Here is a 22507-nt window from a genome sequence, read left to right on the forward strand (position 1 = left end):
CCTGATTGTAGATGAAAATAATTATCATCGTCAATGTTCGCGTGGGAAAAGGAACTTCTCAACCCTTTGGAAAATACTTACTTATGGCATTATAGAAACTTTCAAAAGGAAGTGGATGTTGAGTGTATCTCGTTCAAGGAAACAAACAGCTGGCGGGTCAACTTCTCCATGATAAAAGTGACGTGATGTTTGCCGGGGTGGTCGCAGGCAATCATCCTGGATTCATTTGGGTAGATGATCCCGAAAAGCCTTCCTGTGCACTTGTCTCGTCAACCGGTCTAAACGGCTTCGCATTTCTCGGAGAGCCGAGCAAAAGCATTCAGCCAGCTATTTTCTCTACTTTTTTCAAACACAAATTGCCCCTGTTTTGAAGCAAAAGGACCTTAGTTATTTTGAATTCTCGCGGGAATCAAAAGAGTGGGATTCACTTCTCACACCTATTATGAAGAGCAGCGGCTGGGAGACGAGTACTCAATTTGTCTATCGGCCTTCTTGTGATCAGGGAGAGGAACCATCTTTTATTATTCCTGCCACCTACTATTCAATTGAACTGGGGGAAAGCTTTTTACGAGGGCATGATACCGTCATTCCTTCCAACCTCGATTTTGTGACCGACTACCTCCATCAGTATTGGTACTCCATCGATGACTTCTTGGAAAATGGCTACGGATATGCTGCCCTTACGACTGATCATGAAGTGGCGAGCATTTGTATGTCCACAGCGGTCTATCAGTCGACTCATGCTATCGGCGTTGAAACACTAGAACCCTATCGTCAAAAAGGCTTGTCCAGTACACTGGCTTATCAATTGCAAAATAGGCTTCATCAGGAAGCAGTAACTGTGTGGTGGGACTGTATGGATTCAAATATCGCTTCGCAAAAAACGGCTGAAAAGGCTGGACTGCATCTATCTCATCGTTATGAAGTCTCCTGGTTCTCCTACGCCGCCCAGTAACCATGCGCCCACCCCTTACATAAGATATGTCAAACTGGTTCATGAAGTAAGGTGGTGTTTCACGTGTACGGATATCAGCCATATGAATACCCATACGAATATGACTTGCGAGCCGTGTCCTCACAACATGGACGAAGAACAGGACAATCTTTTGCCGAAATCCAGGGTGGTCCACTGGCACCGAACCTGCACGGCTACGTTGTGTTTACCGATGTCCCCTACGGTACCGAAGTGTTCGTGGAAGTCAGCGGCCTCCCCGCTTTCCAGCCAGCCGCCGGCAATCAGCCGCAAATCGGGCCATTTGGTTTTCATTTGCATGAGCATGGCGTCTGCACGGTAGGAAATCCGGAAGATCCCTTTACCGCAGCAGGCAGTCACTGGAACCCTACACAACAACCGCATGGCAACCACGTAGGCGATTTCCCCGTGCTGTTTTCCAATGATGGGTATGCGCGAATGACTTTTTTCACAAACAAAATCAGTGCAGCAGATGTGGTCGGCAGAACCCTGATCATCCATCAAAGTCCCGATGACTTCTATTCGCAGCCGGCAGGAAATAGCGGAAAACGACTGGCATGTGGAGTGATCTATGCTGGATAGGGCTTTTTCCAATAGGAAAGGGGGCAACCATGTAAGCTGCCCCCTCTTGTTATAGCATTATCTAGCGCCGTAATGTCGACAAATCAAATGCTGGTACAAGCCCTTCCTCGGCTGCACGACCGAGCAACGCCTCTACAGCTGCATAACCGTCGTTCCCCAAATTTCTCGTAAACTCATTCACGTACAAATTAATATGCGCTTGCGCTACCTCCAGGGACAGCTCTTGGGCATGAGACATGACATATTCTTGTGACGCGGTCGGATTCGCCCATGCATATTCCACAGAGGAGCGCGTCCAATTGGTCAGAGCCTCGATGTCCATTGATTTTTTCGCGATGATGGCACCCAACGGAATCGGCAAATGGGTATCAGACTCCCACCAGTTGCCCAAATCAGTCATGAGAGACAGCCCGTAGTTTTGATACGTGAAACGCGCTTCGTGGATCACGAGTCCTGCATCGATCTTGCCGTCACGTACAGCAGGCATAATCTTATGAAACGGCATGACGACGATCTCCCCTACACCACCTGGGACATTTTGTGCAGCCCAGAGCCGGAACAGTAAATAAGCTGTGGAGCGCTCACTCGGAACGGCTACACGTTTGTTGGACAGGCGTGCTGGATCGTTCGCACTCTCGCCAGAATTTCCTTGGGTCAAAACGAGTGGCCCGCATCCTCTGCCCAGTGCACCGCCGCAAGGGAGCAACGAGTAGTTGTCCATCACCCATGGCAATGCCGCATAGGAGATTTTCATTACTTCTGGGCCTTCCCCCTGTGCAGCAAGCGTATTCGTAATATCGATATCTGCGTACATAATATCGAGCTTTGGCGCTCCCGGAATCAAATCATGTGCCCAGGCATGAAAAACAAAAGTGTCATTCGGACATGGTGAAAACGCAATTTTCATGATAGTACCTCCCGTAGTACAGAGCTTCCCTTTTCCAGAGATTCCAACGCATCTTTTATCCGCCAAGCGGATTTATCCCGCGGCCCAATTGCATTCGATACCGTGCGAATTTCCAGAACAGGTCGTCCAGCAGCCTGGGCAGCAGTCGCAACGCCATACCCCTCCATCGCTTCAGCTAGCGCGTCTGGCATCCGCTGTGCCAAAGCCGCGGCTGTTTCCGCTGTTCCCGTCACGGTTGATAGTGTAAGTACAATGCCTTTTTTGGCGGCCAAGCCTGCCTCTTTCATCGAATTTGTCAGCTGTTCGACCAACGCCTGATCGACACTTACCCGAGCTGATCCAAATCCCAGCTCGTCCACACTGCAAAAGCCCTCAGGCGTTTCTGCCCCCAAATCCGCACAAATAATCTCTGTCGCGACAACCAGCGACCCAATCTCTGCTTGTCCCACGAATCCGCCGCATATTCCTGCACAAATGACCAGATCGTAGTCCGCGCAAGCAAGCGCTCTGGCTGTGCTCGCTGCGGCCGCTGCCGGCCCCACTCCCCCAGCGATGACTGTGAATCGCTCATCCCCTTGAATGCCGCGCATCACTGCCTCCCGTTCTGCGTCAACGGAGGTCACGACCAGAATGCTTCTATATTGTTGTGACAAAATCATTTGCCCTGGCTCCTTTCAACCGCTTTCCACCTTCCACGTTATCGCTACTTTTCGTTCGTGTAAAGCCGTTTAAAGAGTTTGTCAAAAGACAGGGAAATTATTACAATGGAACCTGTTGTGCATTTTCGTTAGATAAGAGGTGACCGATCATGCTTCATCCACCGAATCCGAACACCCATCCCGAATGGATCGCCCCCCACTCTTTAGCCTGGTACACACAGCTGGGCGAAATGACTGGTGAATACGTATACCCGTGGCGCTCTACCATTACCGAACCGAATGGCGAGTCACTCTTTATGGAAGAAATTGGTCGTATGGTTCCGAATCAATCTGTTCTCGACATCGGCTGCGGGCACGGCGCATTCACAATGCACTGGAGCCGTTCTGCCAAAGAAATCGTCGGCTTGGATGTGACAGAAAACTTTGTGCAAAAGGTCCGTGCACAAATACCCGAAAACGTCTCCTTCGTTGTCAGCAATACGAAATATACCCTCCCCTTCCATGACGATACGTTCGATTGCGCCTACAATCGCAAGGGACCTACCTCCGCCTATCCAGATATAGCACGCGTCGTCAAAAGAGGAGGCTCCTTCATCGGATTACATCCGGGCGATCAGTTGTCCGCCGAATTATTCGAATGGTTTCCTCATTTATTTGGTCCACGTCCAGCTGACACTCCGATCCTGAAATATTTGCAGGAGAGACTCAGACAAGCTGCTTTCCAGCGAGTCGATATTCAGACGGTGATCGCTACCGAGTATTTTCAGACTCCACTCGATGTCATTCGCATGCGTTGCTTCGGGCAAAGTCCCTCTATTCTCACGTCCGCCATCGAACAACACATGGAGAGTGTGATGCCGATTTTCGACCACTATGCCACTTCTGACGGTCTGCCAACTACGCATATGTATTACCTCGTTCGCGCGATTGTTTGATTCGCCATGTAAAAAAACCTCCAGCCGTATTTGGCCAGAGGTCGTCCTTACACTTATCCTTTTAGCAAATAGCTGTTACCGTCTTCATCCTGAAAAGTCGCATAGGTCCCCCACTGCATCTTGTTCAGTTCTCCTTGAAAAACAACACCGTTCGCGCGCATCGTTTCGTACGTCTTTTCAATTTCTGTACATTCAAAAACAATCGAGGCTTTTTGTTCCTGCCAGTTGCTCATCATGCTTTTCGGATAGAGTACCAAAGCAGTCTGGGCACCCGCTGGTCCTACCTCCAGCCAACTGCTGTTTGGTCCCATCGGGTGCTCTTGCTTGACTTCAAATCCAACCTTCTCTGTCCAGAACACTTTTGCACGTTGTTGATCTTCTACGTAAACAGCTACCGTTGCCATTTTGGTAATCATAATATCCTCCTTACTAACTCGAACCTTATCATCCCATTGTAACCGAAAAAAAGTTTACTTATCGCTATCAGCAAACCCAAATGTTGACAATGGTTATGCGAAAATTTATATTTAATTACGAAATGTAAGAAACAAAACATTGAATAAGCTTCTCCGTTTCAATGCATCATGTTAGTGTAAAAACAAGTTGCAGGAGGAATGCAGAGTGGGTAAGGATTTTATTGCAGCCGTAAAAGACAGAAGAACGTACTATGGGATCAGCAAGGAAAATGTTGTATCTGATGAGCGCATTAAAGAAATCGTACAGGAAGCAGTAAAGTACACGCCATCCGCATTCAACTCCCAAAGCGCTCGCGTTGTTGTCCTCTTGGGGGCGGAGCACGATAAGCTGTGGAACATGACCAAAGAAACGCTGCGTAAAATCGTTCCCGCTGAAAATTTCGGGGCCACGGAAGAAAAAATGAACGCCTTCGGTAGCGGCTACGGCACTGTTCTTTTCTTTGAAGACCAGAGCGTCGTCGAGAATCTCATGCAGCAATTCGAAGCGTACAAAGATAATTTCCCGATTTGGTCCGAGCAATCTTCCGGAATGCTTCAGTATGTTGTGTGGACTGCGTTGGAAACCGAGGGCTTCGGTGCTTCCTTGCAGCATTACAATCCACTTATTGATGAAGAAGTCCAACAAACATGGAAGCTCCCTAGCGAATGGAAGCTGAGAGCACAAATGCCTTTTGGCAAACCAACCGCTCAACCAGGTGAAAAACAATTCCAACCGTTGGATGAGAGAGTGAAGTTCTTTACCTAATTTTTAAAAAATGGACGGCCAGAGATTTCGCATTCAGGCCGTCCTTTCGTATATTGAGCGATTGCTTTCCTCTTCCGTCTGTGATAGTATTACATTAAACAAAAGATTCTTATTTAAAGCGTTCACATATTGTAAAGGGTTTACATTTATGTTTGAACCTTTTACAATGTGTGAATTTTATTTTTTCATAAATAAAAGTTACATATTCATTTTATTTTGTTGGAGGTAACACCCATGCAAACAGGTACAGTTAAATGGTTCAACGCAGAAAAAGGTTATGGCTTCATCGCAGTTGAAGGCGGAAACGATGTATTCGTTCACTTCAGCGCAATCCAAGGCGAAGGTTTCAAAACCCTCGAAGAAGGCCAACGCGTTGAATTCAACGTGGTTGAAGGCAACCGTGGACCACAAGCTGAGAACGTAGTAAAACTGTAAATTACACATAAAGCTGCCCTTGCGAATAACAAGGGCGGCTTTTTTTTCCAGCCCTTTTTCCTCACAAAATTCGTTCTTTGTTCCTAAAGAGCAGTTGACATTAGCCATGCCTCCCCATATAATCACTTTATAATGCAGAGTAAAGCAACGGCGCTTTCTAGCATAAAATATTCAGAATGTACACAAAGGAATAAACGCGACATGTATTTTCCGTTTATTTTTAGCGAGCTATGAAAGCGGTTCCAGTTGGCTGTTATTACCATTACCTGTAAACAAGTTTATACAAAGTAAGCAAAGGCGCTTAGGGTATATCTCATTTATTCATGAGATCCTAAGTGCTTTTATTGTTTACATCCGCAAAAAGGTGGGATATCCATGGAGCACATTGGAAGCGTCATTATTTACATCATCATGTTATGTGCAGTGATTGGTGCCATTGCCGCGATTCGCAACAGCGATGAGGGCCTCGGTAAGGAGTTCATGGAAGGGATTCACTCAACAGGTTACATCTTCGTTCCTGCTGCCGGTATTATGGCGTCCCTCCCGTACATCTCTTGGTTCGTAGAAAAAGCGGTATCACCCATCTTCAATAAAATTGGAGCAGATCCTGCGATTGCGGCAACTGCGATTCTCGCATCTGACATGGGTGGCTATCAGTTGGCAAACCTCCTGAAAACCACCACGGAAGGATGGGTTATGGCCATGATCGTCGGTCTGATGGCCGGTGCTACGATCGTGTTCTCCATCCCAATGGGACTTGCTATGTTGGACAAGCGCGACCATAAATACATGGCGCTTGGCGTAATGTCCGGTATTTTGACAGTTCCGATTGGTGCTTTTATCTCCAGCGCCATTCTTGTTTTGACAAATGCAGAGGTTCGCAATGAAATCTCGACAAACGCTGAATCGACTTATGCTTTTGCCATTGGCTTCGGACAGGTACTTCTCAACCTCTCACCGATTTTGTTCTTTGTATTAGCAATTGCTGCTGGTCTGCGCTTCCTGCCAGACCTGATGATTCGTGCCTTTATGATCTTCGGAAAAACGATGGACGCTGGTATCAAGCTCGTACTCGTATTCTCGATCGTTCAACACTTTACTGGCATCTTTACAAAGATTTTCGGAGCTTGGGGCTTCGATCCGATCATCGCCGATCCAACCGACCAATACCGTGCGTTGGAGACCGCTGGTTACATCGGTATCATGCTCGCAGGTGCGTTCCCAATGGTATACATGCTGCGTAAATATGCAGCGAAGCCACTCGAAGTATTGGGAAATAAACTGGGCATGAGCCCTTCTGGTAGTGCAGGTTTGCTCGCAACTAGCGCGAACATCCTGGCTATGTTCCGTCTTATTCGTTCCATGCCGCCAAAAGACAAGGTTATCAACATTTCCTTCGGGGTTTGTGCAGCTTTCTTGCTGGGTGACCACTTGTCCTTCTCGGCTAACTTCCAACCAAACATTATCTTGCCGGTCATGATCGGTAAATTGGGTGCAGGTATTATCGGGATTGCTTTTGCTTACTGGCTCTCCGTTCCGAAAGCACTTGAACTGGAAAAACAAGATCGTGCTGCGGGAATTATCGGTCCAGATGAGTACTTGGATCATCACAGCGCGCAAGCTGAAGCTGCAGCAACAAAACACTAAAAGCAAAAGAGCGGTCCTTCGTGGGCCGCTCTTTTTTCCTTTACACAACCTTCTAGCTCATCTCCCAAATTTCCATTTTTTTATTTCTTCGATCGCTGAATCCTTTTCGCAGTACAATTCCTCGAAGCTTTTCATTTCAGCCTCCACTCCAAAGTTATTGGCGCGGCGCCCATAAGATGACGCTCACTCCGATCAGGCAGATGATAGCACCTGCCCAGTCATACAAATCGGGTGTCTTTTTATCCACCAGCCATCCCCAAAAAACAGCAAGAACGATAAAAACCCCTCCATAGGCGGCATATACCCGCCCGAAGGAAGGGAAGCTTTGAAGCGTAGGAATGATTCCGTACAACACCAGGATCAGCGCCCCGACGATACCGTACCAGTATGGCTTGGACTCCTTTAGCCAAAGCCATACCAAATATCCCCCGCCGATTTCCGCCAATCCCGCCAAAATAAACAATAGTATCGATGCTGTCATCCATGGTTCCTCTTTTCCGATCAAAACGAGTAAGTGCAAAGATCACGTCTATTATCTGATTGCCTCTCATAGTCTGTATATGTAATCATCACATTGGCTCGCCATGATGGACAAATCCCCAAAATCTACCCTTGATGAGCAGCTTGTGGAGAGCAGCACAAATCTCCTTTGCCGGATTCAAGTGAAGATTTCAGGCTCCCCAATACATGAGACCAAGCCATTTCGTGCCAGCCCCGAGCCTTTTCCCACTCCTCTCCCTCTTTCCAACCGAAATGCTCGACCACTACTTGCGTTTTCCCCTCTGCTTCTGACAAGGTAACAAGCACGTAAGTCAAGGCATCCTCGTGATTCATGGTATCTGCGAATTCGTCCGGTCCCTTCCATGTAAAGCCCAAGCGCTCCTTCGGTTCAAAATGGGTAATGATGCACCCTTTCGTCCCCATCTGGTCGCGATTGGCTGGATTGAAGTACAATTCGTACGCTCCGCCCAAAAGCGGTTCAATCGTTGCATCAGGCGCAAACCACTGAACAAGCCGTTCCTTTCGTGTCCATGCCCACCAAACCAGCTCTATAGATGATGATACTTCTATCTCCGCTTTCAAGAAACCCATGAAACTTCCCCCCCAACTATTTTCCTAACAGTTTGAAAATAGCAATTTCTGTATAGCCAGTCAATACAGAACACTCGCTGTCCTCAACATTCACGCCCGAACGAGATTTCAAGCGTATCAATGAGTCTGAACAAGTCTGAATGGAATATTTTTTGCTAAAAAGTGTAATTGTGCAGTAATCGCATAAGAATGAATGCTATAATAACTAAGTAAGTAAAAAATTTCACAATGGGGAGAGGAACGATGGAACAACCACTTGCAAAATCGACTCATCAGAAATTACCCATTGGAAAATTGCTCAAGAGGGTCTTCGGTATCCTGATTGGTGCTTCCCTGTTCTCGGTAGCACTCGAGATTTTTCTCGTACCGAACAATATTATCGACGGTGGAATCGTAGGTATCTCGATTATTACCTCGCATCTGTCTGGAATCCCTCTTGGCGTTTTCCTGTTTGTGCTTAACTTGCCCTTCTTGATCATAGGGTACAAGCAAATCGGAAAAACGTTTGCACTCTCGACCCTCTTTGGGGTTACGATCATGTCAATTGGAACGACACTCCTTCACCCTGTCCCAGGGCTAACGGATGATCCCCTGCTTGCAGCTGTATTTGGGGGTATCCTACTCGGGATTGGCGTTGGACTTGTTCTTCGCTATGGAGGCTCTCTGGACGGTACAGAGATCGTTGCTGTACTGCTTAACAAGAAATCCCCGTTCTCCGTTGGTGAGATCGTAATGTTCATGAACTTATTCATTTTGAGCAGTGCCGGATTTGTATTCGGTTGGGATCGCGCGATGTACTCGCTGATCGCCTACTACATTGCCTTCAAAATGATCGATCTGACCATCGAAGGCTTCCAGGAGTCTAAAGCGGTATGGATCATTAGCGACAATCACAAGGATTTGGGAGATGCGATTGTTGCTCGTCTGGGCCGTGGCGTTACCTATTTGAATGGGGAAGGCGGCTATACTGGAGACGACAAGAAAGTGATTTTCTGCATCATTACTCGATTGGAAGAAGCCAAGCTGAAGCTGATCGTGGAAGAAGTTGACGAGAATGCCTTCTTGGCCGTCGGCAATATTCACGATGTGCGCGGCGGGCAGTTTAAGAAGAAAGCGATTCATTAAAAGGGAAAAAGTGTACCCTGTAGAGTGGACTTTGAAAAAGTCTTTCTATAGGGTATTTTTGTGTAGACGCATTTTTACTTTATTCTTACTGCCGTTCCCTCTTGTACATTAATTTCATATTTCTCAGTTGCCAAAGGAAGGCCCTCAGTTGTGGTTAGGAGGTATATGTTTGAATCAGCAGTTGGTTCTAGCTTAATAAAGTAATTTACACTACTCCAAGTAATTCCTACCACTTCTTTTGTAGGTAGCTCTAACGGAATTCTTACTTCCTCGAGGGTATTGATATTTTTTAAATATAAACGAGCTGTACTATTTTTCTGAAATAAATTAATAAGTTCAATACAGTATTCAAATCGATGATCTGATGTTTGCTGTATCGAATCAGTCTGTACCTTATCTGTTAACCACCCACTCGTATCTACATTTTTATAAAACTGAGGTGTCATGAAAAGCATTGCGATCATTAAAAGTGAGACACCAATGGCTTCCCACCATTTTGTTGGGCTCCACTTTTTATACAGTAGATAAAAAGACAAGCCACATAAAATTATGGTTGGTATACCTAGATATACAAGTAGTACTGTTGATATCAGGTCTAGATCACGTTGAAAGCTTGCAGTCGAACCGAGTACAAACCAGATAAGACCTGATAGGTTAACGAATACAGTAATGATCCAAGTTATATTAAGCCACCATTGCATTGGGCATTCCCCTCTACTCACTAATTAGGCTCGTTGGGATCATTTCCTTCTAAACAATTCCGTTCATATCTACTAGCTATTTCTTGCATGATTATTTTTTTAAACTTAGGTAATAACTCGTGCATTTTCTGATTATTGTACCATTCAACATCCTTCCAGAAATCATTATATCCCTGTAACTGCTCTGCAATTCTTAATAATCTTTCTCTTGATAGTTGACTAAGCTTATATCGTTCCTGAAAGATATCTTCTAATACCTCAAAACATATAAATGGACTACCATTTACACTAATCCCTTTACATAGTTCTTTTCATACGGATATTTCCTCCAGGTCATCTTTAGAAAAGAAATGATCAAGTAGCTTCACTTTACATCGCCATCCTATTCTGTGACATTTTTGTTGAGTGATTAGTCGTTCATCTCGCAGTTTTTACATTCTCGAGGCTGTTATTGAGATAAGAATAACAATTCAAGCAAAAAAAGAAACCCCAGACGAGTTGTTGATTAACTGGTTTGGGGCTTTGCGGTTCTAGATTAAGTTACATGAGAAGAAAGTTTATCAATCAAACTAGTTAGTTCTTTAATGGTTTTACTATTTAATATTTGAGGATTTAAGACTTCAATAAAGCACTTCAACTTTCTAGCCTTACTCAAAACTTCATGAATCACCTGTTGTTTTGATACTAGCACTTCACTCCAAGCAGAATTATTAAATTCTTTACTTGGTTCAGCAATAAACAGTTCGAGAATACTACCACCTTCAAAACTCTCTACTAAGCTTACTCTGAGCTCGTCATTAGTTGCCTTAAACTCAAGCCAATCACATGAATTTTCAGGAATTTTATATGCCAAGTAATCCGTTTTCTGAAGCTTGAGGGCAATAGTTAATAAATCAGTAAACCATCTTACTAAACGCTCTTCACCAAAAGGATGGTCTTCAAAATAGTAGCCATACTTATGCCCGTGGAAATCCAACTCAATTATGCCCTCAATATCTCTATACTCTCTATCAAAATCGTTAGCTGTAATTACCTTCAATTCATCAAAATTATCAAATAATTTAAAGTTAATTGTAAATATACGAACTCCTCCTAATCAAAAAATCTGAGAGCTTATATTGGTGTAAACGATATGCCGAATCCAAGTTTCCATTCTTTATAAATATCTTAATCTCTTCTCCAAAAACGCTCACAGGATGCAGTCCATCCTTTCCCCCCTATTTATTAATTGAGTATACGCAATTTTAGACGCTTCAATAATTTTATCATCACTCCATTGTCTTCAGGTATCGCAGCCTCACCATACTTTAAATAGCGATCAATATACATCCGTTTAGTCAACCGTCTCGGGCGAAATGGACGATTGTGTGAGCTTCTGTAAAGAAGTGTCTACCATAGGTTTCCACAACCTAAAAAATAGAGTACGATACTCGTATCTCTCATGGAAAAAGGAGGTTTTCTCAGTGAATCAAGCATTCTCGATAGAACGGGTTCCTTTTGAACAGAAACACGCTCTCAAGCAACTGTTGGAGCTGTATACGTACGACTTCACTGAGTTTGAGCCTTTCGAAGTAGATGATGACGGCTTGTTTGGCTATGACTACTTTGACAAGTATTGGATCGAGCCAGAACGCCATCCCTTTTTCATCAAGGTAAATGGTAAGCTGGCCGGGTTTGTCCTCGTCCGCATGCTCACAGGCACTGATTCAGATTTTCCAACACTTCACTCCATTGCTGAATTTTTTATCATGAAGCGCCACCGTCGACTGGGGATCGGAAAAGCGGTCTCCCATCAAATCTTCAAAATGTTCCCGGGTGCCTGGGAAGTCTTTCAATTGGAAAACAACGTTCCTGCCATCGGCTTTTGGCGTGCCAGCATCCGCGACTACACAGCCAATCACTATCAAGAGCGTCAAGAGGATGGCAAAGTCATACAAACGTTCATGTCGAGACCATAGCAGAAAAAAGCCAAGGGACAGCGCGAATCCCTTGGCTTTTATTAGGAAACCAACTAGCTGGTAACCGCAGGAAAGGTCATCACGACAACAGTTCCGCTACCCAGCTTGCTGTCCACCGTAATCTCACCCCCGTGAGCCAAGACGAGCTGCTTGGCTATCGCCATGCCCAGTCCCGTTCCACTGGTATTCTCTCCTGTATGCCCACCTCGGTAGTATCTTTCGAACAGATTGGCCAGTGTCGTCTCATCCATGCCCGGACCATTGTCCGCAATTTTGACCACAAACTGATCGGCTGCAATCGACTGTACCTCTACGAGCACATGTGTACCTGCCGGGGTATATTTGATCGCGTTTGTCAAAATGTTGACGATGATGCGGCGAAACCAGATTGGATCAACCTCGGCCGTTATCGATTGGACATTCGCCGAAAATTCGATGTCATGCAAAGACGAGCTCGGATCGTTCACCATATCCACCACAATCCTGCGTATGGTTTCTACGATCGCGACAGGTTGTTTGACCATCGGCAAAGCTTGGTTCTTGAGTCGATAGGTCAAATTCAAATCCTCAATCAGCCCGTTCATGTAGTCTGACTTTTCCCGTATCGTTTTCCCAAATTCGCTGACTTCTTTTCTGTCCCACTCATACTGTTCGGACTCCAAAAAGGTAGCATAACCGTAAATCGAGCTCAGCGGTGTCTTGAGATCATGGGAGAGCCCGGTAATCCATTCCTCTCGCGTCTGCTCGATCTCTTGCTGAAGCTTTTCATTGGAACGCAAAGTTTCACTCAAATGCCGGAGCGCGTCAAACACATCCTTGAACACACGAAATGACTTCTTTTCTTTCCCTCGCCAATTCCTTCCGATTGGTTTCCCTTTTTTCCCGATGGGCTCTTCATAGCGGCCTTGGGCCAGTCTTTCCAGCCAATTCACCATGTGCAAGAGCGGCTTGCCTACCCGCCACGCATACCAGCTGCCTGCGAATAGAACAGCCAGGATCAAAAGAATACCGATCTGAAGGAACGTTTCCTTCACCATGGCATCCTCAGACGTTTCTTGGACACCAGACTGATAGGTTGGATTCGGAGTGCCCACTATGTACGTCATGTCGCTCTTCGTGTCATATCGACTCGTGATGCGGACAGGAACATTTTTTGCTGTCTCGCCGTTCTGAAGAGCTTCCGTCATGTCTAACTGGGCAGAAGCGTTCGGGCGATTCCATTGATGGATGAGCTTCCCCGTACGATCGTATACCACGTACCATGCCTCTTCTTGGGAAAAGCTTTTGTTCAACTCGTCCCATGTCTCCTTGCTCGTTCCCGTTTTTGCTGCGATCAGGCGCTGCATCATCTCTTTTTCTGGAGCGGGTGTTCCATAGAGGATGATCATGTTTTCGTCAAATTGATTTATAACCCAGTGCGTGATGTGATAGGGAGAAGCATCACGATCTTCTACATAACTAATCCACTCTCCTGGCCCAAATTGACTGGGAACGTCAGCAGGTGTCCGATAGTTGTACAGGATTTTTCCGTGCTTGTCGATAATCTGCAACCAGCCTTGATGTCTCGCCACGCTCTTCTCGATTTCCGGATCGACGTGAATACGCTCCCCCTCGTAATCCACCTTCAATGTCAAATCAGACGCTTCCAGCCTGGACAAATCGGTGGACAACTGCTCGTTCATTATGCGCCAGCCTAACCCCAGCATCGCGATAATCAGAAATAGCAGCAAGACGAGGAGAAACCCGAACAGTTGCCGGACATATTGAAAGATCAGCTTGTTCCGCAAATTCATGACTGTCTTGCCGGACTAACCAGCTTGTAGCCCAGCCCTCTCACCGTGACCAGGAGCTTTGGCTGTCCCGGATTTTCTTCTATGCGCTGACGCAGCTTGTGAATGTGCACCATGACTGTATTTTCATCAAACATCCCGTACTCGTCTTTCCATACGTGATCGTAAATTTGTTCTTTCGTAAATACCCGGTTCGGATTCTGGCAGAAAAACACGAGCAATGAAAATACTTGCGCCGGGCAGTCCACTCGCTCTCCATTCACGAACAGCTCGGCTGCCTCCACATTTACTTGAAAACGTCTAAAATCAAAGCGCTTTTCTTCCTGGGCTGGAGCAGATCCCCCCAAGGTTCTGCGCAGATGAGCCTTCATCCTGGCAACGACCTCTAGTGGATGAAACGGCTTCGTAATGTAATCATCCGCTCCATAAGCAAATCCGCTTAATTTATCAAAATCCGTGCCCTTTGCTGTCAGAAAAAAGATCGGTGCCTTCGTTCGCTGGCGTACTGCTCCGCACAGCTCAAATCCATTTTTATCAGGCAGCATGACATCCAGAATCAACAAGTCGTATGTCTTCTCCTCCACGAGACGAATCGCCTCTGCTGCTGTCGTACATGTATCGATCTGGACAAAGCCTTCCTTTTTCAGCACTGTTTGGAGCATCTGCAAAATCGCTTCTTCATCATCTACCAGCAAGATTCTTGCTTCTTTCTCCATGTCCGTTCCCTCCCTTGCTGTCATTCATTCTACCATGAGAAACGACGCCGATAAAAAAGATAAGGAAATGGTAAGGTAGTGTTTTAGTAGGGGAAAGGTCTGGCCTTTATGATGAAGGAGAAAGGAGCGGATTCACCTATGTGGGCTATTTGCCAACACGAATTTTTTCGGTTGTTTAAAAGTATCAAATCGTTAATTACCGTTGCCTTTATCGTCGGCATCTCGTATTTGGTTTCTGACCTCGTCAATCAGGCAGCAAGCTTTCTCCCGCAAAAGGAGCTGGCGCAGGGACATGCGCTTGGTATCTTTGCACTCATCATGCTGTTCGGGCCCTTGTTTGTATTCAGCCTGTCTCATGATGTCATAAATCGTGAGCTAGCGGGCAGGACGATTCGCTTTCTCGTCACCCGAACTTCACGCAATCGGATCATTTTGGGGAAATTTCTCGGAGTCGCGTTCTTCTGGCTAACCTGCATGATTATTACGTTTGGCGTAGTTTTCGCCACCGTACAAACGTTTGACGCCAAGACCTTTTACCTTTGCGTATCGCTGCTTATCTATTGCATCTCGCTGGCACTGCTGCTCTCGCTCGTCATACCTCGCCCCAGCTACACGATGTTTTTGGGAATTGTGATCGCACTGATCATGCCAGGTCTTGGACTGTGGAGCACCTTCTCCAGTCACCCGGCAGCACCATGGATTAAATATTTGACACCCTTTTCATTTATGGAAAAAAGCGGCGTCTGGACCGGCTTCATTTGGCTCTATGCTGCAGCATTCCTGATCGCTTCTATGTACTTATTCCGACGGAGGGATTGTTAATGGCAATGATCGAGACCATACAGTTGAACAAGCGCTTTGGCAATCGCACGGTCGTGAATGACGTCAGTCTTACTGTGCACAGCGGGGAGATTTTCGGATTCCTCGGTCGAAACGGCGCAGGAAAATCGACCTTTATCAATATGCTCACAGGCATTCTGATTCCGACAGCGGGCACCATTCGCATGTTTGGGGAGGATGCCAATAAGGAAGGATGGAAAAAGCGAATTGGTGTACTGCCGGATTACTCCACCTTCTACGACCATTTGTCTCCTGCGGAGCACCTGCACTATTTCGCTCGGGTAAAAGGCGTCACACTAACAAAAGAAGAGTGCATGCGTATCCTGACAGCCGTTGAGCTCGAGGAGCATGCATCCCGCAAAGCCAAAACCTTTTCCTTCGGGATGAAAAAGAAGCTGGGCATCGCCCAAGCATTAGTCGGAGACCCGGAGCTCATCTTCCTCGATGAGCCTACTTCTGGCGTGGACGTCGAATCAGCCTTGCATATTCAAAATTTACTGCGCAAGCTCCATCAACAAGGAAAAACGATCTTCATGACCTCACACAATTTGAATGAAGTCGAGAAAATCTGTACCCGTATCGCCATCATGAAAAGCGGGAAAATCAGTTCACTCGGCACTCTCAATGAGCTGCAAGCTGCCCATCTGGCATGGCGATCTGTGCATGTGCGTCACTCGGCTTTTGCTGCGGAGGATTCTGGAAACCTGCGCACCTTTATTGAGTCCCTCGGGCGCAATACGATTTGGGAAGACGGGCGTCTCTCGATTCAGGTCGATGACGATCAAAAAGTGGCAACCCTCGTTCGTGCTCTTGTTCAGGCACGTGTGGATATTTATGGCGTGAACGTTGAAGTACCTTCGCTTGAACGAATTTTTATGGGGGAAGAGTCTCATGATGCTTAATCTCGTTTTTGCCGTGCTTCTATCCGGAATGCTGCTTTTCAACATCGCTATAGGTAAAAGTGTGACCAACGGAAGTATGTCGATCACAATTGGCCTGATTGTCCTCAATCTCATCTTTTTCATCACAAAATACAGGAAGAGTTAGCATGAAAAAATGAAAGATCAGGTTAGTAGATACCAACGATAATCAGGCTCATGTAAATGGGGGAAGATTCGCATGGCTAGTAGGTATCTGGAGTTTGCCGTTATCCTGACAGGGATTTTGCTGTATAAAATCTTTTGGGGAGATCTTACACCGGGAGCTGTCGGAATTTTAATTGGGTTGATTATCGTTACGCTCATCCTTTTCATGAGAAAGCAGTACGCAAAACGCGAGGAACAAAAGAAGCAAGAAAACACCTAGAAAAAAAGCAGCTCGATCGCCACCGAAAACAGCCAGCAAGTATGCGGCTATGGGGCAATGGGCTGCTTTTTCTACAAGATTGCGAGAAGCTGATCCAGTCGTTCAATGACAGCGAGTGGCTGATGCTCGGAAGTAGGCTTTTTCCCTCGTGGATTGATCCAAACAGCTGAAAAGCCTGCGTCCATCGCCCCTGCTACATCTGCCTCCCACGTATCTCCAACGAACAGCACCTGCTTGCTATCAACACCGAGTTTTTCGCGAACATGTTCATAAATGCGCAGATCAGGCTTATGATGTCCGATGATTTCGGAGAGAAACACTCGCTCCTGCGGAAAATACGCAGACAATCCCAACCGCTCCAGCTTGATAAAAGCCATATCGACAGGACCATTGGTGACAATCCCGAGTGTATGCTCTTCTGCCAATCTCGCAATGGTGGACTGAACAGTGACATCTGGCTGGACTGCATCCATACATGCGGCCTGATAGGCGCGTTGAAAATCGTCGACCTGCTCCACTTCAATCTGTCGGTTGCAATCAGCCATGGCTCGCTGAAAACGCAACCTTCTGTATTGCGTAAAATCGTAGCGTTTGGCAATCACATCGACCCACAAATCATCTCCGTGGCGCCGCAGAGCCTCAAGGAATTTCTCTTGGTCTAGTTCTGCTGTAAGTGCATGGGTCGCAATCGTCTGCTGCATCCCTTTCTCCCAGCAAGCTGAAAAATCGAAGAGAGTGTCGTCGAGATCAAATAGGATTGTGGTAAATTTGGACATGGCTTAGTTGCTTCCCCTTCCTTTTTCTTGCGTTTCATTGTGCATAGGACTCTGTCTTTTGTTATGATCATTGTAACGGAAAAAGGAGGTGGAAACATGTCTAACGAAAAACTGGATATTTTGATAGAGGGTATGAATGAGTTGCGTCTGGTTGTTCATGCTCTTATGGATCGGCAGGACGAATTGGATGCCAAGATGGACGCTTTGACTATGGAAGTTCACCAGTTAAAAGCCGACGTTGCCGTGCTCAAGCAGGACGTTGCCGAACTGAAGCAGGATGTTGCCGTACTTAAGCAGGATGTCGCCGAACTGAAGCAAGACGTTGCCGAACTAAAGCAGGATGTCGCCATGTTGAAGCAAGATGTTGCTGAGTTAAAAGAAGGTCAAGATCGCCATGAGCGTATCTTGGAGACATTGGCGCTGCGTGCTCTTGAATGGAATAATTTCCGCCTCGATTTCATTCGCAAATCATCCTGAAGCATTTAGCTTTTAGGCAATTCCACAAGCAATGCCTCTTTCAACTCAGCTGGCAAAGAAATAGATTGGCGTGTGTTCGCATCGATCATGACCATCGTCACATCGGCGTCCGCCACTAATATATCTGCAGCGTTGTACAGCTCCTGGCGGATGACGAAGCTTTTTTCACCCACCTTGACCACCGTAGTAATCGCCGTTACCTCTTCACGCATCTTCAACTCTTTGCGGTAGTTAATGTTAATATTGACCACTACCGGCATGATGGCCCGTCGCCTCAATTCATCCAGCGTAAATCCTTGCTCCCATATCCACTCAAAACGCGCCCACTCCATGTACTCTAAATACTTGGCATTGTTCACATGTCCGATTACGTCAATATCAGTAGAACGCACAGTTAGATGATAGCGATGAGCCATCGTTCTCACTCCTTGTTTTTCTTCAGTATAACGAATTCAGACAGCTGAGTGAACATTCATTCAAAATTTTCCGAATGATCATGCTGTTCTTTCCTGATCTTTTTCCTATAATAAAAAGAAACACCAGAAAGGAAGATTGGATGTTCGAACAAGAACTATTGCCGACCTTGCAAACAGCTCGCTCCCGGTATCAGGATGCACTCGTCCATTTGGAAGAAGCCGAGCTTGGCTGGAAGCTGGCTCCGGGCTCCAATTCCATCGGATTTTTGATTCATCACATCGCGGAAGTCGAATATCGATTCTGTATGATGTTTTTCGGCAGAGCAATCCCGTCCGAAATCACCCTCACGACAATTGGACCTGTAAAGGATGAAGGAAACTTTACCGACTTGTCTGCCTTGCTTGCCTTCAAAGATGCTGCCTACCATCACTTGCTGGATTCTCTGGCTGCCCTGCCTAAAGACGCGTGGGACATCCCCTGTGAAGCACCGATCGCCACGCTGACTCCCCGTCAGGCACTTGGTCGACTGATCTATCATATGGGCTACCACGGCGGACAGATTGGACTAATCCGAAAGTACGGAGGACCTCAATGAGTCTCATTCTGACAGGTGAGCGGCTCATTATTCGCGAATTGCTGCGCGAGGACTTGCCCGACTTACTCGCCACCTACAACAGTAATCCAGAGTACAATCAGCTTCGCAACGGCACGAGCACAGTAAGTCTTACTGAACTGGAAGCCGAATATGACGCCACCATCGGAATTCCTTTTGGGCATTGGTTCGCCATTACTCGCGAAGGTACGATCATTGGAGTCATCCATATCATCCTCTCCAGTGAAAAGGATCCAAAAAGCTGGATTAGTCTCTTGCTTCTGCATGCCGATTATCAGCAGCAGGGCTTTGGAAGAGAGGCAGTGGCAGTCATCGAAGCTTACTGCATCCAACATGGCAGTCAGCATGTTCATCACGGTGTCATTGCGCATAATGAACCCGCTCTTCTTTTCTGGGGGCGGCTTGGCTATGAGCAGTACCGTCAGGTGGAGGCACCAGTCGGTCGTCTGACACAACCGGTGCTGCTGCTAGCCAAGTGGCTACCCCCTACTAATTAAGGAGGTGAGAAATACATGAACCGTCTTTTTGAAAATGATGTGCCCACCCTCCTCTCCTAGTCGGTGAGGAAGCGGTTTTCTTACTGCCTCCCGGCTACGGAATAACGCTCGAATGATTGATTCATGATTCCGGGAGGGACTTGTTATGTCACAATCACAATGGAAGCAAATGTTTTTAGGTGCTGTCTGCCTGACTCTCGCCGCAGCGATCTGGGGCGGTGTTTATGTCGTCAGCAAGGTCGTGTTGGAAGTGATTCCACCGTTTACGCTATTGATTTTGCGCTTTTGCATTGCTCTCGTCGTGTTGGGAGCATTTACCGTTGCTCGCAAGGAGCGTGTCGCGAAAAAAGATTATCCTCTACTGATGGCCATCGCCTTCGTCGGGGTCACAATCTCAATCGCTGCGCAATTTCTTGGTACCAAGCTGTCTACTGCCCACATGGGTGCATTGATTACCTCCGCATCTCCTGCCTTTATTGCCATTTTTGCGGTCTGGCTATTAAAGGAGCGCATCCATCTGAAGCAGGCAGCGGGTATTTTGTTAGCGACGATTGGTGTCATCATCGTCATCGGTGTTCCAGATCAAGCTGACGCCCAGTCTTCCCTGGCAGGCAACCTGATTTTGTTCGTAGCAGCGATTAGCTGGGGATTGTATACCGTTCTCAGCAAAAAAGCAACGCAGCGCTATTCGTCCCTGCTCGTCACTACCTACGTAGCATTGTTTGGCATTATCTTTACGAGTCCGCTCATGTTCTGGGAGCTGTCTGTCACGCCTGTCTCCTGGCAATTTGGTTGGGACATCTGGGCAGGCGTCCTCTATATCGGGATGATTTCTACCGCAGGTGCTTTTTATTTGTGGAATAAAGGCTTCGAGCTGATGCCCGCAGGGAGTGGGGCCGGGTTCTTTTTTGTTCAGCCCATAGTCGGTGCATTTTTAGGCTGGCTGTTGCTGCATGAGCATTTGAGTGTCGGCTTTTTCGCTGGCGGTGCATTTATTTTCCTCGGTGTCGCCTTGTCCACTCTGCGTACACGTGAATCGACGGAGGAACATTCTCTACCCCATTACAACGAGAAGCAAGGCTAAAAATTATGTATGCTTACATGCTACGAGGACTTTCCCATTCCATTGGGAAGCCCTCGTTTTTTTATACTTATGGACGAAAATATTGGCGGACGCTTCCTTTTCCAAAAGACAGCTCCACTTCAGCAAAAGCTCCATTAATAAACGTGATCTGTGGCGGCATATGCCCACAATCTACATCGTAGAGGACAGGGACTTGCAGCTCAGCAGCCAGCTCCTGATAGACGTCTTCCACGGTATAGCCCTCGACCGCCTGATTCGCTGGACTGCGACCAAACATGATCCCCGCGCAATGATCGAACCATCCGGCCAGCTTCATTTGTACCAATGACCTGCGCAGATCAGTCGCAGAAAGCTCACAGTTTTCCAAATACCAGATGATCGCCTCATTCCCGATCTGTTCTTTTTGAAATGTTTGCACATCCCCATACGGTGTTCCGATCACATGGCGAATGATATCGATACAGCCGCCAAGTAGCCGTCCCTGCATATTTACGTGGGGTGTAGTCTGTGTGGTTTTCCATACAGTCGGTTCCGTCAGGTGAAAGATATGCGGCGAAGGATTCGCATGCTGCCATTCCTTTTGATACATCGGGGAAGAGTACTGCAAGACCGACTCGCCCCTTTGCGTTGACAGAACCGTTTCCCACATGGCCGTCGTCTCATCCATATCTGCTCCGCGCAAATCTACCAGATTCGTCCCATGGGCCGTAGCCATCCCCGTTTTTAATGTAATCGCGAGCAACAGCACACTCACATCTGAATAGCCTAACACCCATTTTGGTTGCATGGCATGAAAATCAAGCTTGTCTAAAATCTCAATCAGCAGCTCGCCACCCCAGGGAGGGATGATGATATCGACGTTCTCATCTTGCATCAGTGCGTTGAATTCGGCAGCGCGGTTTGTGGCGGGAGCTGACTTGGCTTTTTCCTGTGTCCAGACTGTATCTTTGCAAAAGATAGAATACCCCCTGCTCTCCATACGACTGCATGCCAGCCTGATTAGCTCATGCAAATCCTCTGGTACACCTGATGATGGCGCAGTTACCCCAATAGTAGCGCCCTTTTTCAACGTTGGATACGTGATCATGCTTCTCCCTCCCGCTATGTATGATTTTGGATAATCATACCATGAAATAGAACAAAAAAAAGACGGCCTATAGCCGTCATCAAGGTATATAAAACGGGAGGGAAGTAGAGGAGTTCAAACGAACGTGTTTCCAGTTCGTGAATGATTACTTCTTGCTGGCGTCAGTCGTTGTAGACTGTTCAGTGGAACCGCTGCTTTCGGTTCCCGCAGCACCAGGCGATCCAGTGCTGGTACCTGCATTAGAATTGGCATCTGTCGCAGGTGCTTCCGTAGACGATCCTGTGCCCGTCGATGCATCAGAGCTGTCCGTAGAAGCGTCCGTTGTAGACTGATCTTGCGAAACCGAGCTATCGGTCGATTGTCCGCTATCAGAAGTGGAGGACCCCGGTGCGGTTTCGCTTGTCGTGCCCTCTGGTTGTGTCGCCGGTTCAGGTGTACCTGTTGTGTCAGAGCAGGCAACCAAGCTGCCAGACAGGAGTAATGCGACAGTGGCAATGGAGAACCATTTTTTGTTCATGTTCATTCCCCTTTCTTTCATTCCTTGGCTTCGTGACCTTCTCGCTGTCACACCTATATCGTAACGGGCAAAGATAACCATTCTGTAAGGAAAGTGGGAAAAAACGATGATCAAAATATGAAAAAAGTATGACCATGATCATTTTGATCGGAT

Annotated in this window: 29 protein-coding genes; 16 read left to right on the top strand and 13 right to left on the bottom strand. The window is 46.8% G+C overall.

Features of this window, described 5'->3' with window-relative positions; all coding sequences use genetic code 11:
* Positions 1-122: 122 nt before the first annotated feature.
* The 3 genes from FB479_RS23335 (at position 123) to FB479_RS23345 (ending at position 1555) form a co-directional block, all read left to right on the top strand.
* Positions 123-371: a GNAT family protein gene (locus FB479_RS23335; RefSeq protein WP_142066879.1), complete on the top strand. Its 249-nt coding sequence runs from the start codon at positions 123-125 to the stop codon at positions 369-371.
* The gene (locus tag FB479_RS23340) at positions 368-955 is read left to right on the top strand and encodes a GNAT family N-acetyltransferase (RefSeq protein ID WP_185746405.1); all 588 of its coding nucleotides are present in this window, start codon (positions 368-370) and stop codon (positions 953-955) included. The genes FB479_RS23335 and FB479_RS23340 overlap by 4 nt, the downstream gene beginning before the upstream one ends.
* Before the next feature lie 63 nt (positions 956-1018).
* Positions 1019-1555 (top strand): superoxide dismutase family protein, encoded by a 537-nt coding sequence (locus tag FB479_RS23345; RefSeq protein WP_142066881.1) that lies wholly within the window; start codon positions 1019-1021, stop codon positions 1553-1555.
* Positions 1556-1616: 61 nt separating this feature from the next.
* Here FB479_RS23345 and FB479_RS23350 read toward each other — a convergent pair whose 3' ends face one another.
* On the bottom strand, positions 1617-2462 hold the full coding sequence (locus FB479_RS23350) for a 1,4-dihydroxy-6-naphtoate synthase (RefSeq protein ID WP_142066882.1): 846 nt from the start codon (positions 2460-2462) through the stop codon (positions 1617-1619).
* Entirely contained in the window at positions 2459-3121 is a 663-nt protein-coding gene (locus FB479_RS23355) for a futalosine hydrolase (RefSeq protein WP_142066883.1), read from the bottom strand. Before FB479_RS23355 ends, FB479_RS23350 begins: the two co-directional genes overlap by 4 nt.
* A 149-nt stretch (positions 3122-3270) precedes the next feature.
* On the opposite strand from FB479_RS23355, the gene FB479_RS23360 reads away from it, so the two are divergent.
* Entirely contained in the window at positions 3271-4056 is a 786-nt protein-coding gene (locus tag FB479_RS23360) for a class I SAM-dependent methyltransferase (RefSeq protein WP_142066884.1), read from the top strand.
* 53 nt (positions 4057-4109) lie between these two features.
* Here the strand turns inward: FB479_RS23360 and FB479_RS23365 are convergent, their stop codons facing one another.
* Positions 4110-4472, bottom strand: a complete 363-nt coding sequence (locus FB479_RS23365) for a VOC family protein (RefSeq protein WP_088910840.1) — start codon at positions 4470-4472, stop codon at positions 4110-4112.
* Positions 4473-4677: 205 nt separating this feature from the next.
* Here FB479_RS23365 and FB479_RS23370 point away from each other — a divergent pair, with 205 nt between their 5' ends.
* The 3 genes from FB479_RS23370 (at position 4678) to eutH (ending at position 7359) form a co-directional block, all read left to right on the top strand.
* Positions 4678-5277: a nitroreductase family protein gene (locus FB479_RS23370; RefSeq protein ID WP_142066885.1), complete on the top strand. Its 600-nt coding sequence runs from the start codon at positions 4678-4680 to the stop codon at positions 5275-5277.
* Positions 5278-5511: 234 nt separating this feature from the next.
* Complete coding sequence (locus tag FB479_RS23375) at positions 5512-5712, top strand: cold-shock protein (RefSeq protein ID WP_047073600.1); 201 nt, start codon at positions 5512-5514, stop codon at positions 5710-5712.
* A gap of 375 nt (positions 5713-6087) precedes the next feature.
* On the top strand, positions 6088-7359 hold the full coding sequence (eutH, locus tag FB479_RS23380; RefSeq protein WP_106654203.1) for an ethanolamine utilization protein EutH: 1272 nt from the start codon (positions 6088-6090) through the stop codon (positions 7357-7359).
* 154 nt (positions 7360-7513) lie between these two features.
* On the opposite strand, the gene FB479_RS23390 is transcribed toward eutH, so the two are convergent.
* The gene (locus tag FB479_RS23390) at positions 7514-7840 is read right to left on the bottom strand and encodes a YnfA family protein (RefSeq protein WP_106654202.1); all 327 of its coding nucleotides are present in this window, start codon (positions 7838-7840) and stop codon (positions 7514-7516) included.
* A 125-nt stretch (positions 7841-7965) separates the two neighbouring features.
* Positions 7966-8451, bottom strand: coding sequence for an SRPBCC family protein (locus tag FB479_RS23395; RefSeq protein WP_142066886.1), 486 nt, complete (start codon positions 8449-8451; stop codon positions 7966-7968).
* 243 nt (positions 8452-8694) lie between these two features.
* On the opposite strand from FB479_RS23395, the gene FB479_RS23400 reads away from it, so the two are divergent.
* Positions 8695-9576: a YitT family protein gene (locus tag FB479_RS23400; RefSeq protein ID WP_106654200.1), complete on the top strand. Its 882-nt coding sequence runs from the start codon at positions 8695-8697 to the stop codon at positions 9574-9576.
* A gap of 74 nt (positions 9577-9650) precedes the next feature.
* Here the strand turns inward: FB479_RS23400 and FB479_RS23405 are convergent, their stop codons facing one another.
* Both FB479_RS23405 and FB479_RS23410 read right to left on the bottom strand, forming a co-directional pair.
* Entirely contained in the window at positions 9651-10277 is a 627-nt protein-coding gene (locus tag FB479_RS23405; RefSeq protein WP_142066887.1) for a hypothetical protein, read from the bottom strand.
* 535 nt (positions 10278-10812) lie between these two features.
* The gene (locus FB479_RS23410) at positions 10813-11316 is read right to left on the bottom strand and encodes a hypothetical protein (protein WP_142066888.1); all 504 of its coding nucleotides are present in this window, start codon (positions 11314-11316) and stop codon (positions 10813-10815) included.
* Positions 11317-11740: 424 nt separating this feature from the next.
* On the opposite strand from FB479_RS23410, the gene FB479_RS23415 reads away from it, so the two are divergent.
* On the top strand, positions 11741-12235 hold the full coding sequence (locus tag FB479_RS23415; protein ID WP_106654196.1) for a GNAT family N-acetyltransferase: 495 nt from the start codon (positions 11741-11743) through the stop codon (positions 12233-12235).
* Positions 12236-12288: 53 nt separating this feature from the next.
* Here FB479_RS23415 and FB479_RS23420 read toward each other — a convergent pair whose 3' ends face one another.
* Together FB479_RS23420 and FB479_RS23425 are read right to left on the bottom strand one after the other, a co-directional pair.
* Positions 12289-14028, bottom strand: a complete 1740-nt coding sequence (locus FB479_RS23420; RefSeq protein WP_142066889.1) for a sensor histidine kinase — start codon at positions 14026-14028, stop codon at positions 12289-12291.
* Positions 14025-14741, bottom strand: a complete 717-nt coding sequence (locus FB479_RS23425; protein WP_142066890.1) for a response regulator transcription factor — start codon at positions 14739-14741, stop codon at positions 14025-14027. Before FB479_RS23425 ends, FB479_RS23420 begins: the two co-directional genes overlap by 4 nt.
* A gap of 108 nt (positions 14742-14849) precedes the next feature.
* On the opposite strand from FB479_RS23425, the gene FB479_RS23430 reads away from it, so the two are divergent.
* The 3 genes from FB479_RS23430 to FB479_RS23440 all read left to right on the top strand — a co-directional run bounded on the left by FB479_RS23430 (position 14850) and on the right by FB479_RS23440 (position 16886).
* On the top strand, positions 14850-15563 hold the full coding sequence (locus FB479_RS23430) for an ABC transporter permease (protein WP_106654193.1): 714 nt from the start codon (positions 14850-14852) through the stop codon (positions 15561-15563).
* Entirely contained in the window at positions 15563-16483 is a 921-nt protein-coding gene (locus FB479_RS23435; RefSeq protein WP_106654192.1) for an ABC transporter ATP-binding protein, read from the top strand. Before FB479_RS23430 ends, FB479_RS23435 begins: the two co-directional genes overlap by 1 nt.
* 217 nt (positions 16484-16700) lie before the next feature.
* On the top strand, positions 16701-16886 hold the full coding sequence (locus FB479_RS23440; RefSeq protein ID WP_106654190.1) for a hypothetical protein: 186 nt from the start codon (positions 16701-16703) through the stop codon (positions 16884-16886).
* 71 nt (positions 16887-16957) lie between these two features.
* Here FB479_RS23440 and FB479_RS23445 read toward each other — a convergent pair whose 3' ends face one another.
* The gene (locus FB479_RS23445) at positions 16958-17662 is read right to left on the bottom strand and encodes an HAD family hydrolase (protein WP_142066891.1); all 705 of its coding nucleotides are present in this window, start codon (positions 17660-17662) and stop codon (positions 16958-16960) included.
* 96 nt (positions 17663-17758) lie between these two features.
* Here FB479_RS23445 and FB479_RS23450 point away from each other — a divergent pair, with 96 nt between their 5' ends.
* Positions 17759-18139: a hypothetical protein gene (locus tag FB479_RS23450; protein WP_142066892.1), complete on the top strand. Its 381-nt coding sequence runs from the start codon at positions 17759-17761 to the stop codon at positions 18137-18139.
* 5 nt (positions 18140-18144) lie between these two features.
* Here FB479_RS23450 and FB479_RS23455 read toward each other — a convergent pair whose 3' ends face one another.
* On the bottom strand, positions 18145-18555 hold the full coding sequence (locus FB479_RS23455) for an acyl-CoA thioesterase (RefSeq protein WP_142066893.1): 411 nt from the start codon (positions 18553-18555) through the stop codon (positions 18145-18147).
* A 140-nt stretch (positions 18556-18695) separates the two neighbouring features.
* On the opposite strand from FB479_RS23455, the gene FB479_RS23460 reads away from it, so the two are divergent.
* The 3 genes from FB479_RS23460 to FB479_RS23470 all read left to right on the top strand — a co-directional run bounded on the left by FB479_RS23460 (position 18696) and on the right by FB479_RS23470 (position 20750).
* Positions 18696-19151 carry a DinB family protein gene (locus FB479_RS23460; protein ID WP_106654186.1) on the top strand — a complete coding sequence of 152 codons (456 nt, stop codon included), beginning with the start codon at positions 18696-18698 and terminating at the stop codon, positions 19149-19151.
* Complete coding sequence (locus FB479_RS23465) at positions 19148-19666, top strand: GNAT family N-acetyltransferase (RefSeq protein ID WP_106654185.1); 519 nt, start codon at positions 19148-19150, stop codon at positions 19664-19666. Before FB479_RS23460 ends, FB479_RS23465 begins: the two co-directional genes overlap by 4 nt.
* 145 nt (positions 19667-19811) lie before the next feature.
* Positions 19812-20750: a DMT family transporter gene (locus FB479_RS23470; RefSeq protein WP_142066894.1), complete on the top strand. Its 939-nt coding sequence runs from the start codon at positions 19812-19814 to the stop codon at positions 20748-20750.
* Positions 20751-20817: 67 nt separating this feature from the next.
* Here FB479_RS23470 and FB479_RS23475 read toward each other — a convergent pair whose 3' ends face one another.
* Positions 20818-21837: a S66 family peptidase gene (locus FB479_RS23475; protein ID WP_142066895.1), complete on the bottom strand. Its 1020-nt coding sequence runs from the start codon at positions 21835-21837 to the stop codon at positions 20818-20820.
* A gap of 145 nt (positions 21838-21982) precedes the next feature.
* The gene (locus tag FB479_RS23480) at positions 21983-22354 is read right to left on the bottom strand and encodes a hypothetical protein (RefSeq protein WP_106654182.1); all 372 of its coding nucleotides are present in this window, start codon (positions 22352-22354) and stop codon (positions 21983-21985) included.
* Positions 22355-22507: the final 153 nt, after the last annotated feature.

This window comes from Brevibacillus sp. AG162 (genome assembly GCF_006715575.1).
GTDB classification, from domain to species: Bacteria; Bacillota; Bacilli; order Brevibacillales; family Brevibacillaceae; genus Brevibacillus; species Brevibacillus brevis.

Bases quoted from the DNA above. Each gene is read 5' to 3' on its own strand.
- FB479_RS23350 (WP_142066882.1), bottom strand. From the start codon at position 2,462: ATGAAAATTGCGTTTTCACCATGTCCGAATGACACTTTTGTTTTTCAT.
- FB479_RS23355 (WP_142066883.1), bottom strand. From the start codon at position 3,121: ATGATTTTGTCACAACAATATAGAAGCATTCTGGTCGTGACCTCCGTT.
- FB479_RS23360 (WP_142066884.1), top strand. From the start codon at position 3,271: ATGCTTCATCCACCGAATCCGAACACCCATCCCGAATGGATCGCCCCC.
- FB479_RS23365 (WP_088910840.1), bottom strand. From the start codon at position 4,472: ATGATTACCAAAATGGCAACGGTAGCTGTTTACGTAGAAGATCAACAA.
- FB479_RS23375 (WP_047073600.1), top strand. From the start codon at position 5,512: ATGCAAACAGGTACAGTTAAATGGTTCAACGCAGAAAAAGGTTATGGC.
- eutH (WP_106654203.1), top strand. From the start codon at position 6,088: ATGGAGCACATTGGAAGCGTCATTATTTACATCATCATGTTATGTGCA.
- FB479_RS23390 (WP_106654202.1), bottom strand. From the start codon at position 7,840: ATGACAGCATCGATACTATTGTTTATTTTGGCGGGATTGGCGGAAATC.
- FB479_RS23395 (WP_142066886.1), bottom strand. From the start codon at position 8,451: ATGGGTTTCTTGAAAGCGGAGATAGAAGTATCATCATCTATAGAGCTG.
- FB479_RS23400 (WP_106654200.1), top strand. From the start codon at position 8,695: ATGGAACAACCACTTGCAAAATCGACTCATCAGAAATTACCCATTGGA.
- FB479_RS23405 (WP_142066887.1), bottom strand. From the start codon at position 10,277: ATGCAATGGTGGCTTAATATAACTTGGATCATTACTGTATTCGTTAAC.
- FB479_RS23420 (WP_142066889.1), bottom strand. From the start codon at position 14,028: ATGAATTTGCGGAACAAGCTGATCTTTCAATATGTCCGGCAACTGTTC.
- FB479_RS23425 (WP_142066890.1), bottom strand. From the start codon at position 14,741: ATGGAGAAAGAAGCAAGAATCTTGCTGGTAGATGATGAAGAAGCGATT.
- FB479_RS23430 (WP_106654193.1), top strand. From the start codon at position 14,850: ATGATGAAGGAGAAAGGAGCGGATTCACCTATGTGGGCTATTTGCCAA.
- FB479_RS23435 (WP_106654192.1), top strand. From the start codon at position 15,563: ATGGCAATGATCGAGACCATACAGTTGAACAAGCGCTTTGGCAATCGC.
- FB479_RS23440 (WP_106654190.1), top strand. From the start codon at position 16,701: ATGGCTAGTAGGTATCTGGAGTTTGCCGTTATCCTGACAGGGATTTTG.
- FB479_RS23445 (WP_142066891.1), bottom strand. From the start codon at position 17,662: ATGTCCAAATTTACCACAATCCTATTTGATCTCGACGACACTCTCTTC.
- FB479_RS23450 (WP_142066892.1), top strand. From the start codon at position 17,759: ATGTCTAACGAAAAACTGGATATTTTGATAGAGGGTATGAATGAGTTG.
- FB479_RS23455 (WP_142066893.1), bottom strand. From the start codon at position 18,555: ATGGCTCATCGCTATCATCTAACTGTGCGTTCTACTGATATTGACGTA.
- FB479_RS23460 (WP_106654186.1), top strand. From the start codon at position 18,696: ATGTTCGAACAAGAACTATTGCCGACCTTGCAAACAGCTCGCTCCCGG.
- FB479_RS23465 (WP_106654185.1), top strand. From the start codon at position 19,148: ATGAGTCTCATTCTGACAGGTGAGCGGCTCATTATTCGCGAATTGCTG.
- FB479_RS23470 (WP_142066894.1), top strand. From the start codon at position 19,812: ATGTCACAATCACAATGGAAGCAAATGTTTTTAGGTGCTGTCTGCCTG.
- FB479_RS23475 (WP_142066895.1), bottom strand. From the start codon at position 21,837: ATGATCACGTATCCAACGTTGAAAAAGGGCGCTACTATTGGGGTAACT.
- FB479_RS23480 (WP_106654182.1), bottom strand. From the start codon at position 22,354: ATGAACAAAAAATGGTTCTCCATTGCCACTGTCGCATTACTCCTGTCT.